This window comes from Flavobacterium longum, from assembly GCF_965137575.1.
Lineage (GTDB): Bacteria > Bacteroidota > Bacteroidia > Flavobacteriales > Flavobacteriaceae > Flavobacterium > Flavobacterium longum.
On the sequence record NZ_CBCRZJ010000001.1, the window covers coordinates 625,399 to 644,608 of the forward strand.

A 19,210-nucleotide genomic window follows, 5' to 3' on the forward strand; every position below is an offset into this window, starting at 1 on the left:
TTCATGCCGGCTTTTTTTATGCCCGTTTCAAACGTTTTCGTACTTTAGCGTGCGCAAAACAAGCCAAGCATTTATGGACCTGAATTTCAACAAGAACGAAGACCACAATAAACTCCTACTTTCCGACCTGAAGCAAAAATTCGCCAAAGTCAAACTCGGCGGCGGCGAGAAACGCATCGAAAAATTACACGGCGAAGGAAAAATGACGGCCCGTGAACGCATCGACTATTTGCTGGACAAAGATTCGAAAAGCATCGAAATCGGCACATTTGCCGGCGATGGCATGTACAGCGAGCACGGCGGTTGCCCGAGCGGCGGCGTAGTCGTGAAAATCGGATATGTAAAAGGAAAACAATGTATTGTCGTGGCCAATGACGCCACCGTCAAAGCCGGCGCATGGTTCCCGATTACGGGCAAGAAAAACCTTCGCGCCCAGGAAATCGCCATCGAAAACCGTTTGCCGATCATCTATCTCGTAGATAGCGCGGGCGTTTACCTGCCCATGCAAGACGAGATTTTCCCCGACAAGGAACATTTCGGGCGCATTTTCCGCAACAATGCCGTCATGAGCAGCATGGGCATTACCCAGATTGCCGCGGTCATGGGCAGTTGTGTGGCGGGCGGCGCGTACTTACCGATCATGAGTGACGAAGCCTTGATCGTAGACAAAACCGGAAGTATTTTCCTTGCGGGAAGTTATCTCGTGAAAGCGGCCATCGGCGAAACCATAGACAATGAAACCCTTGGCGGCGCCACGACGCATTGTGAAATTTCGGGTGTGACCGATTACAAAGCCAAGGATGACAAGGACGCACTCGACACAATAAAGAACATCGTAGCCAAAATCGGCGATTTCGACAAGGCCGGATTCAACCGCGTCAAGCCTGAAAAGCCGGCTCAGAAGCCTGAGGAAATTTACGGGATTTTGCCTAAGACACGCTCTGAGCAATACGATATGATGGAAATCATCAGTCGCTTGGTAGATAATTCCGAATTCGACGAATACAAAGCCGGTTACGGCCAGACGCTCATCACCGGATACGCACGCATCGATGGCTGGGCAGTGGGCATTGTGGCCAACCAGCGAAAAGTCGTCAAATCCAAGAAAGGCGAAATGCAATTCGGCGGCGTAATTTATTCGGACAGTGCAGACAAAGCCACGCGATTCATCGCCAATTGCAACCAAAAGAAAATCCCACTCGTGTTCTTGCAGGATGTAACCGGATTCATGGTCGGGTCAAAATCAGAACACGGCGGCATCATTAAAGACGGCGCCAAAATGGTGAATGCCGTGTCCAACTCGGTCGTACCGAAATTTACCGTCGTCGTCGGGAATTCCTATGGGGCCGGAAATTATGCCATGTGCGGTAAAGCGTATGATCCGAGGTTGATTTTCGCTTGGCCGAGCGCAGAACTCGCGGTCATGGGCGGCACACAGGCGGCCAAAGTCTTGATGCAGATTGAAGCGTCGGCCCTCAAAGCCAAAGGTGAAGCGGTCGACGAGAAAAAAGAACAGGAATTGTTCGACAAGATCAAAGCGCGTTACGACGCACAGGTTTCGCCGTATTATGCAGCCGCCAGGTTGTGGACCGATGCCATCATCGACCCGCTCGACACGCGCACCTGGATTTCCATGGGCATTGAAGCGGCCAACCACGCACCGATACAAAAGCCATTTAATTTGGGCGTTATACAAACTTGATGCATCGGCGTATCGTCATTTTTACGTTTGTCTTGTCACTGCCATTGATCGTTGTTTTCTTTGCTTTGAATGCAGTGACACAGTCGGTTCTGATTGCCGATGAATGTGATGGTCATTCAGGAAAATGGTCAATCGGTTTTCATTGGTGGTATGATACGCCAACTTGGAACGGATGCCATCCCGTCCCGTCAAATTTAAATCTCGCGCTTACCGTTTACCTGCCGGCTGTATATTTGGCCTATCGTTTCACCAAACGATTCTTCGCATACCGCCATTCGTAACGTAACGTATAAGTTGCCAACCAATTAGTCCTTACATTAGCCGTATGAAAACAACTGCCGCTTTTCTTTTGCTGGCCGTAACAGTGTCTGCACAGACTTTTTCCCGAAAAGATTCGCTTCAGGGCGGGCTTCGGCCGGAACGGACGCGATACGACGTCCAGCGCTATGACTTGAACATCAGGATCAATCCGGAGGAACGATCAATTGTCGGGTACAACGACATTTCCTTCAAGGCCTTGGCGGGTACGCCTACCATCCAGTTGGATTTGTTTGAAAACATGCGTGTGGACAGCATCGTATACGACAACAAAAAACTGCCTTATCGCCGGGAATTCAATGCGGTGTTCGTCTTTTTCGCTGACGGCATCCAAGGCACCGGATTGCACAAGCTCCGTTTTTACTATTCCGGAAAACCTTTGGTGGCGCGAAATGCGCCTTGGGACGGCGGCTTCGTGTTCAAGAAAGATAAGAATAACAAAGATTGGATCGGCGTGGCCGTACAAGGAACCGGTGCCAGCCTTTGGTTTCCGTGTAAGGATTCGCAAAGTGACGAACCCGATTTGGGCGCGACGATAAAAGTCGCCGTTCCAAATGGGTTGATGAACGTATCCAATGGTCGGCTTCTCGGCAGCGAAGATCTAAAGGACGGTTACACGCGCTGGGACTGGGAAGTCAAGAACCCGATCAACAATTATGACATCACGGTAAACATCGCCGATTACGCGCACCTGCACGACACCCACGACGGCATCGACCTCGACTATTATGTACTGCGCGGAAACGAAGCCAAAGCTGAAACCCATTTCGGGGATGTCAAGCCGATGCTGGATTGCTTCAAGTCTAAATTCGGGAAATATCCATTTGCCGACGACAGCTATAAATTGGTGGAAACCGCCTATCTCGGCATGGAACACCAAAGTGCCATCGCTTACGGAAACCGCTACCTCAAAGGCTACATGGGCACGGATTTGTCCCGGACCGGCATCGGGTTGCGGTTTGACTACATCATCATCCACGAATCCGGGCACGAATGGTTCGGCAACAGCATCACGTCCGAGGACATCGCCGACATGTGGATCCACGAAGGTTTCACCATGTATTCAGAAGCGGTTTTCGTGGAATGCCTCTACGGCTATGAGGCAGCGATGACATACATCAACGGCATGCGCGGCAACATCGGCAATGACAAGCCCATCATCGGGCATTATGGCGTAAACAACGAGGGTTCTGGCGACATGTATTACAAAGGCGCGCTACTTGTCAATACGTTGCGGCATATCGTAGGCGACGACAGCAAATGGTGGCCGATGCTATTGAAATTCTCCGAAACCTACCGTCATAAAATCATCAGCAACGAAACCGTGATCAAATTCTTTAACAAGGAATCGAGCCAAGACCTCACACCAGTATTCGACCAATACCTCAAAACCACGAAAATCCCAGTGCTGAAGCTGACGCTCAAAAAAGGCAAATTGGATTACCAATGGCAAAATGCCTTGGACGGTTTCAATATGCCGATGGATGTGATAATAGCCGGAAAAGCGGTTCGGCTCTATCCTACCGCGACGCCGCAATCCATGGATGTCGGTAAAAAACTGAAACTGTCGGAAATTTCGCCCGAGACCGGAAAATTCCTCATCGACGTTGTTAAATCCTGAAGAAAAAACCGCCATGTGTTTGGGAATGAGTAACTTTAAGTAGAAACTTTAAACCAAACGATTATGGAAACGGTAAAAAGCCTGAACAAATGGGCCAACCGCCATACCAGCTATCCGGTGGATTTGTTGCGTATTGCGCTCGGTGCATTCCTGTTCTTCAAAGGAGTTTCATTCATTAACGGCAGCCAAGAGGTTGCCGATGTCTTTTCGCCTGTAGCCAATTTCACCGGCGGCATGTTTGTCTTGACCTACGTGGCATCGGCGCACATCATGGGCGGTATCATGATCGCGGTCGGGTTGCTCACGCGTTGGGCGATTTGGGCGCAATTGCCGATTTTGATCGGTGCCGTTGTCGTGGCGGCCTTGGGTTACGCGAGCCCGTCGAGCCTTCTGCTGGCGATCGTCACGATGATCGTTTGCGTGTTTTTCCTGTTTTATGGCAGCGGGAAACACTCGGCAGACTATTATTTTAAAATGCAGCAGTAACGAGCTACATTAAAAAACACCTCGGATTCACGAATTACCTATTTGTATCAATTCGCGACCCGAGGCTGCAGGCCGAACTGTTCGAAGGAAATTCGTGGTTACATTCAAATGGCTGAAGCCAGCGTTTCTTTCCGCATGATTTTACCCGTACCGGTTTCCATGAATTTCGGTACGAAAAGGATTTCCTTGGGTTTTTCAAACCGATCGAGCGCGTTGAAGATTTGCGGATCGATGTCGGTCTTCTCGCCTTCCATCACCAGCACGAGCTTTTCGCCTAAAGTATCGTCGGGTTTGCCGATGACGAAAAAGCGTCCGGCAAGGCTTTGCGAGAGTTTTTCCTCGATCGTTTCCGGAATCAGTTTTACGCCACCGCTGTTTACGACGTTGTCTATGCGGCCCAGGAATACGAACTGGTTTTCGTTCACCAACTCGACCAAATCGTTGGTGACGATGACGTCCTTGGAGATGTGCGGCGCATGGATGACCAGACACTTATTATCATCGTACGAAATGGTCACGCCAGGCAAAACGGTAAACGCCTTCTCCCCGATTCTTTTGGCGGCGATATGCGTGATGGTTTCGGTCATACCGTAGGTTTCATACGCCTGGACCGGAAGTTTCTTCAAGGCCGATTCCAAAGATTTGCCAAGCTGGACACCACCGATGATCATCTTCTTGACATTGTGCAGTTGTTTAAGCGAATATTGCGCCTGCAACGGCACCATGGCGGCAAAATCGTATTTTGTGTCATTGTTGTGCAGCGGATGCGAACTCGGTGCGACGAAATCCATGTCTAGCCCGAGGATGAAACCCCGGACGAACATCATCTTTCCAGCAACATATTTTGTAGGCAGGCAGTGCAGCACTTTATGGCCGGGAAACAGGTCGAAGAAATCACCAGTGGCCAAGGCGGAATTCACCATGGCTTGCTTCTCGACTGTGATGATCTTCGGTGTTCCTGTGGTTCCGGAAGTCTGCATTTCTATGGTATCGCTGGCATCGAACCAATCCAATAGGAAATGCCCGACGGATTTCTCAAACTCCTCACCTTCCTTTATGAAACTGTAGGCCACACGGCACAAATCATCCTTGTCAAGATGAAAACCGTTGAGCTTGAACGCCGGATGAACGTCATTATAAGTCGGGACTGAATGTGGCATCGGGCGGAGTGATTGGTTTGCTTATTTTGCCGGTGAGCTTTTCGCGCCAGCCGGTCCATCGGTACTTCTTCGCTAATATAAGCAAAATGACCGGATACGTAATAGCGATACCAAGGAGCATTTCACTTAAGGTGTCGGCGGCATTTTCCTGTCCCGAATACCGGAACATGGCATCGGTCTGCAAAGCCGAATAGTCTGCGGTGACCAACCACGCGGCCAGCAGGTTGTTGCCCAAATGGAAGCCCAGGGCGAGTTCCATGCCTTCGTCCATGAGCGTCATGATGCCCAAAAGCAAACCTGTGCCGATGTAAAAGCCCATGGCACCGTAACCCATTTCGGCCACCTCGGGATTCGCGCTATGAAACATGCCGAACACGACCGAAGTCACGACGAGCGGGAACCAGCGGTTGCGCACGACAATCCCGATCTGCTGCATCAAGAAACCCCTGAACAGATATTCCTCAAACCCAATCTGGCAAGGGAACAACAACAAACTGATGAACACCATGATGGCAAACGGCACCGGCTTGAAATTCCAGACGATATTGGATGCGTCATTGAAATAGGATATTGCAAAACCAACCACAGTCACAATCGTAACCAATAGAAGGGAAAACCCGATACGCTTGAAATCGATTTTTGTCCGAGATGTAGTCAACGACAAAATGCTCCGTTCGTGCAACAGGAAAACAAGTAAGAATAGGGCTCCGATTAGGAATGCAAATGGCGCAAGGTTAACGATTAGGCCAAGGCTATTGGGCATTTCCTTCATGGATTCATAGGTTTCCTCCAATTGTTCGGCAGGCATGATCAGAAAGACGATGAAATTCAGGATGAAAATACCAGTGCTAACCGCCGTGGTAATGGCTACGCGCCACCAGTCGTTTTTTCCTTTGTAGGCTTGTTCGATAAACATAGGTCTGTTTTATGTTGCCTAAAAATACATTTTAATTGAGTTTCTTTGCAAAAAAAATTCTGTGATTACCGTCTTCCACAATACCAAATGTTCCAAATCGCGCGAGTGTCTCCTGTTTTTGGAACAATCCGGGCAGCCGTATGAAATCGTCGAATATCTGAAACAGCCGCCAACCGCCGAGGAGTTGCAGTTGCTCATCCAAAAACTAGGCATCAAACCCATCGAACTCGTCCGTCGGAAAGAATCCGTCTGGAAGGACAATTTCGAAGGCAAGACGTTACGAAATGCGCAAATCATCCGCGCCATGGTGAAATACCCAATCCTGATCGAACGGCCAATCGTCATCAAGGGCAACAAAGCCGTCATCGCACGTCCGCTCGAACGCGCAATAACAGTGATGGAAGACTGATTGTCGCAAAAAAGACAGGTCTCACAGCGAAAGCTTTTTCATCGGGCAAACAATTTACAGCAATCCTTTTAACAGCATTTTGGGATTTCCCCGCTAAACCAAAAACTACCTTTGCGTTCTAAAACCGCGTTTAAAAAAAAGCCCGTGCAGCCATCCATAAAGACCTTCGCCCTATTTTTGATCTTAACGGTTTCCGCGTTTGCCCAGAGACCAAGAAACGCCGCCGACACGCAGGCGCAACCTTCCAAAAAAGTCAAAGTGACCGGGTCGGTCATCGAGAAAACCACCAAACAACCGCTTGAATACGCCACCGTGACGTTTTTCCTGCCCGACGACGCGAAAGCTTTATCCGGCGGCATTACCGACAACAAAGGCCAGTTCAGCGTCGACATCGCACCCGGAACGTATGACATCAAGATCGAATTCATATCGTTCCAGGCTACCGAAATCAAGAAAAGAAGCATCACGCAAGACACCAGTTTGGGCATTGTGGCGCTGTCTGAAGATGTCACGCAATTGCAGGAAGTCGTGGTGCGCGCCGAGAGTACGACCGTAGAGATCAAACTCGATAAGAAAGTATATAATGTCGGCCAGGATTTGATGGTGAAAGGCGGCACCGTGAGCGACGTACTCGACAATATCCCGTCGGTAACGGTCGATGCGGACGGCACAGTAGCACTCCGCGGCAACGACAATGTGCGCATCCTTATTGATGGAAGACCATCGAACGCCGCCAATGTTTCCGAAGCCTTGCGACTGATCCCTGCCGATGCCATCGAGAAAGTGGAAGTCATCACCAACCCATCGGCACGGTATGATTCCGAAGGCGGCGGCGGTTTGCTCAACATCATCCTCAAGAAAGGAAAAAATCAAGGCGTGAACGGTTCCATCATCGGAAGCTGGGGCAATCCTGAAAACTACGGCCTGTCTGGCACGATCAACTACAAGACCGAAAACTTCAACCTGTTTACGACAAGCGGTTACAACTATCGCGTGAATCCTGGCCGCGGCATGACCAACACCGAATATTTCAACACCGATGGTTCAACGCGAAATTTCATCAACGAACGCCGCGACAATGAAAGATTGAGCAAAGGCTTCAATACCAATTTCGGATTCGATTGGTATCTCGACAAATCCACAACATGGACCAATTCCATTAACCTGCGCAGAAGCCGCGGCGAAAATCCTGAGCGCGTATTTTTCGACAATTTCGACGCCAACCAGGATTTCCTGTTCACGGATTTCCGTTTCAACGACCAGCGCTCAAAGGATACGAATGTGGAATACAACACCAATTTTGTCAAGAATTTCGAGAAAGACGGCCACAAACTCACCATTGACGGTTCATTCTCGCAAGACCGCGATCGCGACGATTCAGACATCAATTTCCCGCTGGAGCGCACGTCAAACAACCAATTGAACGAACGCAACACCATCAGGACCGATTATGTCCTGCCACTCGGAAAAGACGGTCAAAGCCAGTTCGAGTTTGGTTATAAAGGGGATTTTAACCGACTTTTGACTGATTACCGTGTGGATTCGTTGAATACGACCACGGGCAATTACGACGCGAATCTGCAGTTCACGAACAAGCTCGAATACAAGGAGAAAATCAACGCACTTTATACACAGTTCGGGACCAAAATCAAGAAATTCTCTTATTTGTTGGGCATGCGTTGGGAATATTCAGACATCGACATCAACCAACTGACCACGCAGGATTTCAACAACAAAAAGTACAACAACTTCTTCCCGAGCGTATTCCTGACCTACGAATTGCCCAAGGAAAGCAGCGTGTCGCTCAGCTACAGCCGTCGCATTTCGCGTCCGCGCGGCCGCCAGATCAACCCGTTCTCCAATTACTCGAGCAACATCAACATATTCCAGGGCAACCCAGACTTGGATCCGGCTTTTACCGATGCCTTTGATTTGGGTTATTTGAAACGCTGGAAGAAACTGACGCTGAGCACGTCGGCTTACGTCAATAAAACAACGGATGCTTTCCAATTTATCCGGAAAGAATCAGGCGATTTCGTCACAACGGTCGTTGGCGGGCAAGACATCCAAAACCCGGACGGCACGGTGACCATTATCGACGGAGAAGATTTCCAGACGCCGATCATCCTAACTTCGCCGATTAACTTGGCTACCGAATACCGCTACGGCTTCGAATTTACGCTCAACTACAATCCGTTCAAATGGTGGCGTCTGAACAGCAACTTCAACTTTTTCCAGGTCAATACGCGCGGCGACTATACCTATGTGGATTTTCAGGGCAACACCCAAACCCAGAATTTTGACAACAATGCCAGCTCTTGGTTCACGCGCCTGACTTCTAAAGTGACGCTGCCTTACAAAATCGATTGGCAAACCAACATGACCTACAACGGGCCGCAGGACAATGCGCAAGGCCGCGTACGTGGACAGTTTGCGATGAACCTGGGTTTCAGCAAGGATTTCTTTAAGGAGAAAGCGACGCTCACCGTGAACGTGCAAGACGTGTTCAACTCGCGAAAGCGCATCTTCGAGACCGAACTGGAAAGCCTGCGTTCTTACAATGAAATGCAATGGCGCGTCCGACAGGTTACGGTATCGCTCACCTACCGGTTCAACAAAAAGAAAGAAAAAGAACGCGACCGCCAGCCGCGCAACGAGAATGGTGGCGACGACGAGTTCCAAGGATAGCCATAATGGCCCGGCGTGTCCGGGTCTTTTTTTTGGGTTTTGGTGCGGTTTTGCCGCCATGGAAACTTTCCGGAAAATCGTACCTTCGGGATGATGGGAAGGGGGCGATGGGATTTATCCCCGCAAAAATAAACGAGACTACCGTGCGGAAAAACCGCATTTATTCTTAAAGTTTCCGTCAATACAAACGAAAAACAGCCACAAAAAAAAGGACCCAATCGGATCCTTTATTCGTCTGTAAAATTTACAGAGCAGATTGTTATTGTTCAGCGGCTCTCTTTGCTGCCCTACGCTCTTTCCAAAGCTCGATGCTGGCACCGGTCAACCAGTAAAATACGAAGTGGACCAAGAAAATCATCAGCCAGAAACCCATCGTGAAAATGGTCAGGAACATCAAGAAACCCAGATATTGTTGAAATGTAAACATTGCCGTTCGGTTTGATTTACCGCAAATGTAACAACATTCTTCCTTTTTGCCAATGAAAAAATCAATTTTTATTAACGGGGTTTTTAACGTAATTTTGGGCGACGCTTTTTAGGAGCATTTTCCGGCTGTACGCTGTATCTTTTTTGCCTCGCGCGCTCACCAAAAAAGGATGCCGCTTCCATCCGGGCTAGGCCGTACACTAACATCATAATTCAACATACAATGGAATACAGGATTGAAAAAGACACGATGGGCGAAGTCAAAGTTCCAAGTGACAAATACTGGGGCGCACAAACCGAACGTTCCCGCAACAACTTCAAGATCGGGCCGGCGGCGTCCATGCCCAAGGAAATCATCGAAGGTTTCGCTTACCTGAAAAAAGCGGCAGCCTACGCCAACCATGACCTGGGCGTCTTGTCTGTAGAAAAACGCGACGCCATTGCCGCTGTCTGCGACGAAATCCTGGCTGGCAAACTCGACGACCAGTTTCCGCTCGTGATCTGGCAAACCGGTTCGGGCACGCAATCCAACATGAACGTCAACGAAGTCGTGGCCAACCGCGCGCAAGTATTGGCCGGCAGCAAAATCGGCGAAGGCGAACCCGTAGTGAAAGCCAACGACGACGTCAACAAATCACAATCTTCCAATGACACCTACCCGACCGGCATGCACATCGCGGCCTACAAAGCCGTGGTGGAAGTCACGATTCCGGGTGTAGAGAAATTGAAAGCCACACTAGATGCAAAAGCCGCCGAATTCATGAACGTCGTCAAAATCGGGCGCACGCACTTGATGGATGCCACGCCGCTCACGCTAGGCCAGGAAATTTCTGGCTACGCCGCGCAACTCGGCTACGGCATCAAAGCCTTGAAAAATACGCTGGCACACTTGTCTGAACTCGCACTGGGTGGAACGGCCGTCGGTACTGGGTTGAATACGCCAGCCGGTTATGACGTAAAAGTCGCCGAATACATTGCAAAATTCACGGGGCATCCGTTCAAGACCGCACCGAACAAATTTGAAGCATTGGCGTCGCACGACGCCATTGTTGAAGCACACGGTGCGCTAAAACAACTGGCCGTTTCCTTGAATAAAATCGCGAATGACGTCCGAATGCTGGCTTCCGGGCCGCGGTCGGGCATCGGCGAAATCCTGATTCCTGAAAACGAACCGGGCTCATCGATCATGCCGGGCAAGGTCAATCCAACGCAGTGCGAAGCGTTGACCATGGTTTGTGCACAAGTCATGGGCAACGACGTCGCCATTTCGGTCGGTGGCATGCAAGGCCATTATGAACTGAATGTATTCAAACCGGTCATGGCCGCGAACTTCCTGCAATCGGCGAGGCTTTTGGGCGATGCTTGCGTTTCGTTCGACGAGCATTGCGCACAGGGCATCGAGCCAAACTACACTAGAATTAAAGAACTGGTTGACAACTCACTGATGCTGGTAACGGCGCTCAACACCAAAATCGGCTATTATAAAGCCGCGGAAATCGCGCAGACTGCACACAAAAACGGCACGACGCTTAAAGACGAAGCGGTTCGTTTGGGTTATGTGTCGCCGGAGGATTTCGATGCCTGGGTGAAACCTGAGGATATGGTCGGGAGTTTAAAATAACTGACGATTCTGTAAAGCAAAGCCTGCGGTAATCGCGGGCTTTATTGTTTAATGAATCGCCTTAAAAGAGCTCCTTGATCCGACATCAAACTTAAAATATATTGCCCTGTTGTTAGGCGCGACACATCGATTGAAGTCGGTACGTTATGCTGCTCGAAAACGATTTGCCCCATTAAATTATAAATGACAACCGAATTAACCGTTGACAATCCGTCAAAATCAATGTGAAGCATTTCGCCGACCGGATTGGGGTAAATCGATACCTCGGCGGTAAAGGCATCTGCCACGGACAATTCGCAAGCATCATCGACGACAACTGAAGCCATCCCCGCATTTGACAATTTTTGCAGGATGTCCGGAGTTTCTCCAATGTCGGCGCAGATATAAGTCAGTTGTGGACAATTTTGAAGAGAAACCGTGTTGTTTACACCATTCTTTAAATAAACAGATTGGAGATAAGAACAACCCCGAAAGTCCACTATACCAAGTTCATGTTGGTATCGCACATCCAAAGTAGCGATTTCAGTATCGCCAACGTTAAGGTAGGTCAACTTGGTATTTTGCGACAAATCAAGCGTGGTAATGTTATTGCCATCGCACTCCAAAAAATTCAAATGGGGATTATTCGACAAATTCAGTTGCTGGAGCCAATTATCGTTCACATCCAGATATTCGAGATTCGTGTTGCTTTGTAAATCGAGTGACGTCAAGCTATTTCCCCAGGCCGTGAATTTCTTTAGGGATGTACATCCCGTCGTGTTAATCATTTGCAATGATCCGCCATTACCGTAAAACTCTTCAAAATTTGTCAATCCAGAAAGGTTGATCCCCGTGGTTACGTTTGACCAAATATTCATCGATTTCAGGTTAGGAAATATGGAGAAATCTAACGCGCCAGGCTGATACGGCTCAAAAGATATGGTTTCAAGTGCGGTATTGGGCGAGAGATTAAATGTCGTAATGTGGTTGCCCGCAATCGTTAGATATTTGACGGTGCTGTCGCCCGGCAGATTAAACGTCGAAATATCACATCCGATGCAAGCAAAGGTTTCAAGGGCAGGAAAGTCGCTCAAATTCCAATCTGGTAAATCATTGCCGGTCGCTCTCAAAAATTTTAATAATGGTGCGGCAGAAGTATTCACAATCGATGAAACATTGGCGTCGATGCAGTCAAGACTCACTAAAGACGACAGGTTTGATAAGTCGATTTGCGCGATATGGTTAAAATTAGAAAGCACGTTATTCCCGCAATCCAGCGTTTGCAGGTTTTCGAAGCTATCAAGGCTCGTCAATGAATGAATTCCGGTAGACCTAAGATTTAACGCACTGACCTCGAGGGCTTCGACGACCGAAATTTCGCCATCGCCATCGGCATCTATTTTGAAATACGCGCCGGCCAGGTTTTTCGCTGTTGTGTTAGCCGGACTTGCCGCTACCAATTTGGCTTTCAGTATGGCATCGTCAAAAGCGATATTTTGCGCGGAGACAAAACCAAACAAAATGAGTGCAATGCAACTGCAAAAATATTTCATGGATTATAGGTTTATTTAAAGTGATTAGATACAAATATAACCTATTTCACGATAGCGGCTTTCCGAATAATATCCAGTTTCGGATAATCCCTGTAAAACCCTTGGCGGTCATTGTACATCTTTTCATAGTGCGCCATCGTTTCTTCGCCATAACCCTGGTACAATGATCTGACGACGTCCATCCCTTCGGTCACCTTGCCGAACGCAGGAAATCCGCGCACGCCGTTGTAAAATAAAGTATCGAGCTTTGGATTGTCATCCAGGTTGATGAACAATTCCAAATCGCGCGATTCTACTCCGTCGCGCGCAAAACTGATTGTTCCTTTTTTGTTGGAAAGCAATACCGGTTCGTCCGGAATTTTTTGGCTACGCCATTGGTTCATCTGGATCGTATCGGTGTTTCCGAATTGGACAACAAAATCTTCAACGACCCGATAAAACAGCGCGTTGTCGAAATAACCGTACTTGACGAGTTGGTAGAAACGGTCGGCGGCGGCCGGAGAATGGCTTCGGGTAACGGTTACTTCAAAGTCACCCTTGGTAGTTTCAAAAACGGCGGTGAATGTTTCGGGTGCGGTTTCTTTCGTCCAATCCGGATTGAACTTCGGCTTGGCGCACGCGGCCAACAACATTGCTATACAAAACGCAGCTAAACGCATCATTCCTTGATGAATCTTGCGGTAGTCGTCCCATGTGCCGCCTCCAAACGAAGTACGTAATTTCCTGAGGCGAGCGCCGACACATCCAGAGTGTTGGCGCCAGCAACCTGTGTCATCATCAACTGGCCGAGCATGTTGAAAACTGAAACCTTACCTGAAAAATCGCCTTCAATGAAAAGTGTTTGCTTAACTGGATTCGGGTACAATGCGATTTTCTTAAATTCCGGATCTGCCGCACCTAAAGTGCACGACGTTGATACCGTGACATTCGTGTAACCGTAAAGTGTAATCTTATCTTGAACATACGCGGCATTCATCGGATAAACCGATACCGATGTAAGGTTGGGCGTACCCTGAAAATACAACGACGGCCCAGGCAATGGCGGCTCTTGCCAAATGGCATCAAAAAATTCAATATCGTTACAGGCATTGATTGAGGTCAGATTCGGGTTGTTGCTTACATCGGCAATCACATATTTGTCGCTCATGACCGAAATGTCAAGTGTAGAAAGGTTGTTGTTTGCGGCGTTCAGAAAAAACCAGACCCAAGGCTGGTCCGGTCTCCCGGTGCCAGTCAAATCCAGGCTTGTAATCTGGTTGCCGTCGCAATACAACCAATTTAGGAAACTTTTCCCGGAAACGTCGAGTTCCGAAATCATATTGTTGCTGCATTCCAAAGTTTGCAGTAGCGGCGAATTACTGATATCGAGTACCGCGATCTGGTTGTTGCTGCATCTCAAATCGACGAGTTGTGTCAGGCTTGAGGCATCCAGGACTTCGATATTGTTATTCTGACAGGAAATACTTTTAAGGTTTGGGCAATGACTGATATCCAACGTACTTAAAATACCCCAAGAACAATTCAAAATTTCCAGTTGGTCGTTGAGAAGGATTGTCGGGGTATTGGTTTCGGTGGCGGTCAATGCCTTCAAGTTGGTCAACATGCTGACGTCGAGCGACGTGAGCGGGTTGTCATAAATGGCCAGTGCGGTAAGATTCTCAAAGTAAGCAATGCCGGTAACGTCGGTGATTTCGCCCGGGTTGGCGTCAAGCACCATTCTGTAGACGAGAAGCGCTTCCGATTCCTGGATTTCACCATCATTGTTGGCATCGATCACGATATAATTGCCATTAGCATCATAACCGACCGGGCTTATGGTGGAACTCGACGTCAGCAATTTGGCCTTAAAAGCCGGATCGGGAAAGTTGATGATTTGCGCATTGCCCACAACAGCGACGAACAAACATGCAATCAAAATGTAATTCTTTACCATAAGGCCCATCAATTTAAAAACTTAAATATATCGAAACCAGTCGCAAGAAAAACGCCCCAATGATTATTTCGGGGCTTTGAGTTATTTTTTGATGAATTGGGCTACGCTACCGCCACGGTCGGTTTGAATACCAATAAAATAGCTTCCGGGCGGCAAATGCGAAACGCTTATTGACGTATGGCTTCCTGTTTCCACCATGAGCAACTGCCCTAACATATTGTAAATGCTGATGGAATTTACGGTTAGGCCATTTTTCGACTGGATGTTTAACACCTCGCCCACCGGATTCGGATACAACGTAAACGCTTCCGAAAAATCGAAATCAGGATTGCTCAGCAATTGGACCGTGGTTGTGGCCGTGTTCGTTATGACTGGAATATTATAGTCGAAATAGATACTCGCCGTGTTGCTGAACACACTGCCCGGCACAAGATCATGGTTGGTTTGTACCTTAAAGGCGACGTATCCGTCGTTGTGGGCATCATCAAACGGCAAATTGATGTTTTCGAAAACAAACTCCAGTTGGTTGCCATTCACGATTCGCGTCGTGAACGGATGGCTGCCGCCTATGGGGACAATTGTTTCTGGATATAAGAAAACAGGATGCACGAGATCTTTGACAATCACGTTCTCGGCATTGGCAGAACCCGTATTTTCAAATCGGATAAGATAATGGACAAAATACCCCACCGAAGAATATGGGATAACATCTCCTTCGAGACACGTCTTGTCATTCGGGTCAAACGAATTGACAATCGTTTGCCGCAGTACGGAGACATTGTCGTCCGTAACTTGGTCGGGCAAACCGGAAATCGTTGCGCTGACTACCAAGATATCATCAGCGTTCAGAGGCGGCGTATCTACAGGGGAATTAAAATCCATTGTCAAGACAATTTCCCTTACTTCAAATGGCGCGAAATTGTCTAACGACCAACCCAGACTTCCCGTACTACTTGACGCGGGCGGAACATCCGAAGAAACAAAATCCACTACGCCGTCGTCGAAACCCAACGTCAATCCTGCATTTTGTGTTACCGTTCCTATGTTTTTACAAATTAGCTTATAACGGGTCTGAAAACCCGGACGCGCAGGCTCAAGGGGAATCAATACCACAGATAAATCAGCATGCACGCCGTTCGGTGAAAAACAGAAATCCTGGATTTTAGGGCCATCAATATTTATTGTGGGTTCCCACGGAGAAACATCGAAATACGTAAACGTGTCCAATATCGCAGATACCGTGTAATTTCCTGGCGCCAGTGGCAAACTAAAAGTACCGTCCGCATCTGTGTAAAATATTTCTGTTGTAGAACCGTTGCTGATAGAGAACGGCTGGAAGGCTATGTTAAAATCTGATGCATCGCATCCGTCGGCGTTGAAGTCGTACCGAACCTTCCCCGTAAAATTATAGTACGTACCGCCCGGAACCAATGAACAATACGTATTCACTTCGAGTCCAGGAACCAACGGCGCAACCAGGTTCTGGAAGTCCTGCATTTCATTTTGATCGGTGCATAAATACGTCAAATTCGGCAACGTAGCAAAATCGGTTGTGGTAAAAATCATTTCCGCAAAATCTATCGCGCCGTTCTTGATGGTAATGGAATGGAGCGGCGGGTTGTCTGAAGTATTGACGTATTGAAAACGACATTGGCTCAAATCCAACTCTTGAAGTTGGTTGCCTTGACAATTAATCTGGTGCAAATCGCCGTAAACATTCAGGGTTTCAAGTTGGTTATTTGAGCAGTCGAACATGACCAAAAATTCTGTAACCAAATCAAGCGTGGCGGTCAAAGAACTCAGCTGGTTGTTGGAACAGTCCAACTTACCCAATACCAGATTGGAAAGAATCAAGCTGGTGAGTTGGTTGTTGGCGCAAACCAACTCAGCTATCGGATACATACTCAGGTCAAGCTGCGTCAACGAATTATTCGAACAATAAAACAACACCAACGGAAGCCCCGGCGCCGGATTAAAAGACGTGACACTACAGTCGCTGAAGTCCAAGTGGTTCACGCTTGTGAAAAACTCTATGCCGCCTAAATCGGAAACCGCCGAATCGTGAATGATGATCCGCTCGGCGAGCACCGCCTCAGAAACCTCTATTTCTCCATTGCCGTTCGTATCCAATACGATCGGTTCGCCCATCATATCCTGCGCACATGATGGGTTGGCCAGCAAGGCGGCCTTGAAATCCGGATCGGCAAAATTGATGACCTGTGCATTGCCCAGGAGCGGCATCAACAACAGTGAGAACAAGTAAGCTTTTTTCATGAGACGTTGTTTTGTGGAGAGTAAATGTACAAAAAAAGCCCCGCGTTGCTGCGAGGCTTTTTATATCCAGAATCAAAGAATTACTTCTTCTCGTTCTTCTCCATTTTGGCTTTCAAGCCGGCAAGGATATCGTTGTTGTCGCCGAGCGTTGCAGCAGGTGCATTGTTCGTTGACGCATTCTCCTGGGCTTGGCGTACATTCTTCTCTTCTTCCTCACGGAAAGTCGCAGTATGCGAAGCCACTACCCTTTTGAACTCCTTGTTGAACTCGATTACCTTAAAGTCAGCTACTTCACCTTTTTTCAGTTTTTTACCGTCTTCTTTCTCCAGGTGACGTGCCGGGATGAAAGCAACGATGTCTTCGTTGAATTCTACGGTAGCGCCCTTGTCCACGATTTCAGCTACAGTGCCGTTGTGAACGGTACCCACGCCGAATCCGTCTTCATATTTGTCCCAAGGATTTGGTTGTGTCTGCTTGTGGCCGAGTGACAACTTGCGTCCGTCAACATCCAATTCCAGAACCACAACGTCCAACTTGTCGCCTACGTTTACGAACTCGCTCGGGTGTTTGATTTTCTTGGTCCAAGACAAGTCAGAGATGTAGATCAAACCATCGATGCCTTCTTCCAATTCAACGAACACGCCGAAGTTGGTGAAGTTACGCACGATACCGGTGTGCTTAGAACCTACTGGGTATTTCGCCGTGATGTCTGTCCATGGGTCTTGTGACAATTGCTTGATGCCGAGTGACATCTTGCGGTCTTCGCGGTCGAGCGTCAGGATTTGAGCCTCTACCACGTCGCCCACTTTCACGAAGTCCTGGGCAGAACGCAAGTGCGTAGACCATGACATTTCAGAAACGTGGATCAAACCTTCAACGCCTTCAGCCACTTCGATGAACGCACCATAGTCAGCAATAACCACTACTTTGCCTTTCACTTTGTCGCCCACGGCCAGGTTCGCATCGAGTGCGTCCCAAGGGTGTGCGTTAAGCTGCTTCAAGCCCAATTGGATACGTGTTTTCTCGTCGTCGAAATCCAGGATAACCACGTTGAGTTTCTGATCCAGTTCGAGCACTTCGCTCGGGTGGTTGATGCGTGACCAAGACAAGTCGGTGATGTGGATCAAACCGTCTACGCCGCCCAAGTCGATGAATACACCGTAAGAAGTGATGTTCTTGACAACACCTTCCAATACTTGGCCTTTTTGCAATTGGCCGATGATTTCTTTTTTCTGTACTTCGATGTCCGCTTCGATAAGCGCTTTGTGCGATACCACTACGTTCTTGAATTCGTGGTTGATTTTCACAACCTTGAACTCCATCATCTTGTTCACGTATACGTCGTAATCGCGGATCGGCTTCACGTCGATCTGTGAACCTGGCAAGAACGCCTCGATACCGAACACGTCTACGATCATACCGCCTTTCGTACGGCATTTCACGAAACCATTCACGATTTCGCCTGTATCGTGTGCAGCAATCACGCGGTCCCAAGACTTGATGGTACGCGCCTTACGGTGAGACAACACCAATTGGCCGGTCTTGTCTTCGCGAACGTCGATCAAAACCTCAACCTTGTCGCCCACTTTCAGGGCTGGGTTGTAACGGAATTCATTCAGTGAGATAACACCTTCAGATTTTGCATTGATGTCCACAATCACGTCGCGGTCGGTGATGCGTACTACAACGCCTTCCACTACTTCTTCCTGATCGGTGTCGATGAAGGTTTTTGAAACGAGTTCTTCAAATTCCTTGAGGTTTTTCTCGTCAACGGCGTCAATTCCTTCCTGGAAATTGTGCCAGTTAAAGTTGTTCAAAAACTCTTCTTGTGTTTTCAATAATTCAGCCATGCTGATAAAAAATTTGTATCCTGTTTTCTCCGGGTTTCTGGTTACAGACAAAAAACAGAAGTTGTTTTTATAAATGATTGATACCTAGTGGTGAAACCCTATCTGCCAAAAGGTGCGCAAAAGTACGGAAATTATTTGAATCTGCAAGCGATTTGAGAATAATGATTAATGGTGAATTGTCAATTGTGAATGGTGAATGGTGAGTTGTGAATGGTGAATGGTGAATGGTGAGTTGTGAATGGTGAACCGCGGACGATAAAATTTGGGCGTTGCG

General features: G+C 48.2%; 15 protein-coding genes. 7 read left to right on the forward strand and 8 right to left on the reverse strand.

Annotated elements, in window-relative coordinates:
* Nucleotides 1–73: 73 nt before the first annotated feature.
* From ACM9J1_RS02840 to ACM9J1_RS02855, 4 genes are all read left to right on the forward strand, one after another.
* Entirely contained in the window at nt 74–1,702 is a 1,629-nt protein-coding gene (locus ACM9J1_RS02840; protein WP_415580396.1) for an acyl-CoA carboxylase subunit beta, read from the forward strand.
* Nucleotides 1,702–1,983, forward strand: a complete 282-nt coding sequence (locus ACM9J1_RS02845; RefSeq protein ID WP_415580398.1) for a hypothetical protein — start codon at nt 1,702–1,704, stop codon at nt 1,981–1,983. The genes ACM9J1_RS02840 and ACM9J1_RS02845 overlap by 1 nt, the downstream gene beginning before the upstream one ends.
* A gap of 44 nt (nt 1,984–2,027) precedes the next feature.
* Nucleotides 2,028–3,641, forward strand: a complete 1,614-nt coding sequence (locus tag ACM9J1_RS02850; protein ID WP_415580400.1) for a M1 family metallopeptidase — start codon at nt 2,028–2,030, stop codon at nt 3,639–3,641.
* Nucleotides 3,642–3,704: 63 nt separating this feature from the next.
* Nucleotides 3,705–4,127, forward strand: coding sequence for a DoxX family protein (locus ACM9J1_RS02855; RefSeq protein WP_415580401.1), 423 nt, complete (start codon nt 3,705–3,707; stop codon nt 4,125–4,127).
* Between the two features lie 104 nt (nt 4,128–4,231).
* On the opposite strand, the gene ACM9J1_RS02860 is transcribed toward ACM9J1_RS02855, so the two are convergent.
* Nucleotides 4,232–5,287, reverse strand: a complete 1,056-nt coding sequence (locus ACM9J1_RS02860; RefSeq protein WP_415580403.1) for an AMP-binding protein — start codon at nt 5,285–5,287, stop codon at nt 4,232–4,234.
* The gene (locus ACM9J1_RS02865; protein ID WP_415580405.1) at nt 5,262–6,203 is read right to left on the reverse strand and encodes a CPBP family intramembrane glutamic endopeptidase; all 942 of its coding nucleotides are present in this window, start codon (nt 6,201–6,203) and stop codon (nt 5,262–5,264) included. The genes ACM9J1_RS02860 and ACM9J1_RS02865 overlap by 26 nt, the downstream gene beginning before the upstream one ends.
* Before the next feature lie 61 nt (nt 6,204–6,264).
* Here ACM9J1_RS02865 and arsC point away from each other — a divergent pair, with 61 nt between their 5' ends.
* Together arsC and ACM9J1_RS02875 are read left to right on the forward strand one after the other, a co-directional pair.
* The gene (gene arsC / locus ACM9J1_RS02870; RefSeq protein WP_415580407.1) at nt 6,265–6,612 is read left to right on the forward strand and encodes an arsenate reductase (glutaredoxin); all 348 of its coding nucleotides are present in this window, start codon (nt 6,265–6,267) and stop codon (nt 6,610–6,612) included.
* 144 nt (nt 6,613–6,756) lie between these two features.
* Nucleotides 6,757–9,300, forward strand: coding sequence for a TonB-dependent receptor (locus tag ACM9J1_RS02875; protein WP_415580409.1), 2,544 nt, complete (start codon nt 6,757–6,759; stop codon nt 9,298–9,300).
* Between the two features lie 259 nt (nt 9,301–9,559).
* Here the strand turns inward: ACM9J1_RS02875 and ACM9J1_RS02880 are convergent, their stop codons facing one another.
* Nucleotides 9,560–9,727 carry a hypothetical protein gene (locus ACM9J1_RS02880; RefSeq protein WP_415580410.1) on the reverse strand — a complete coding sequence of 56 codons (168 nt, stop codon included), beginning with the start codon at nt 9,725–9,727 and terminating at the stop codon, nt 9,560–9,562.
* A gap of 222 nt (nt 9,728–9,949) precedes the next feature.
* On the opposite strand from ACM9J1_RS02880, the gene fumC reads away from it, so the two are divergent.
* Nucleotides 9,950–11,347, forward strand: a complete 1,398-nt coding sequence (gene fumC, locus ACM9J1_RS02885; protein WP_415580412.1) for a class II fumarate hydratase — start codon at nt 9,950–9,952, stop codon at nt 11,345–11,347.
* Between the two features lie 41 nt (nt 11,348–11,388).
* Here fumC and ACM9J1_RS02890 read toward each other — a convergent pair whose 3' ends face one another.
* The 5 genes from ACM9J1_RS02890 to rpsA form a co-directional block, all read right to left on the reverse strand.
* The gene (locus ACM9J1_RS02890; RefSeq protein ID WP_415580414.1) at nt 11,389–12,879 is read right to left on the reverse strand and encodes a T9SS type A sorting domain-containing protein; all 1,491 of its coding nucleotides are present in this window, start codon (nt 12,877–12,879) and stop codon (nt 11,389–11,391) included.
* A gap of 41 nt (nt 12,880–12,920) precedes the next feature.
* Nucleotides 12,921–13,541, reverse strand: coding sequence for a peptidylprolyl isomerase (locus ACM9J1_RS02895; RefSeq protein WP_415580416.1), 621 nt, complete (start codon nt 13,539–13,541; stop codon nt 12,921–12,923).
* Nucleotides 13,538–14,812 carry a T9SS type A sorting domain-containing protein gene (locus ACM9J1_RS02900; RefSeq protein ID WP_415580417.1) on the reverse strand — a complete coding sequence of 425 codons (1,275 nt, stop codon included), beginning with the start codon at nt 14,810–14,812 and terminating at the stop codon, nt 13,538–13,540. The genes ACM9J1_RS02895 and ACM9J1_RS02900 overlap by 4 nt, the downstream gene beginning before the upstream one ends.
* 81 nt (nt 14,813–14,893) lie before the next feature.
* A complete protein-coding gene (locus tag ACM9J1_RS02905) occupies nt 14,894–17,086 on the reverse strand; it encodes a DUF7619 domain-containing protein (protein ID WP_415580419.1) in 2,193 nt (730 codons plus the stop codon).
* 80 nt (nt 17,087–17,166) lie between these two features.
* Nucleotides 17,167–18,936: a 30S ribosomal protein S1 gene (rpsA, locus tag ACM9J1_RS02910; protein WP_415580420.1), complete on the reverse strand. Its 1,770-nt coding sequence runs from the start codon at nt 18,934–18,936 to the stop codon at nt 17,167–17,169.
* Between the last annotated feature and the right edge of the window lie 274 nt (nt 18,937–19,210).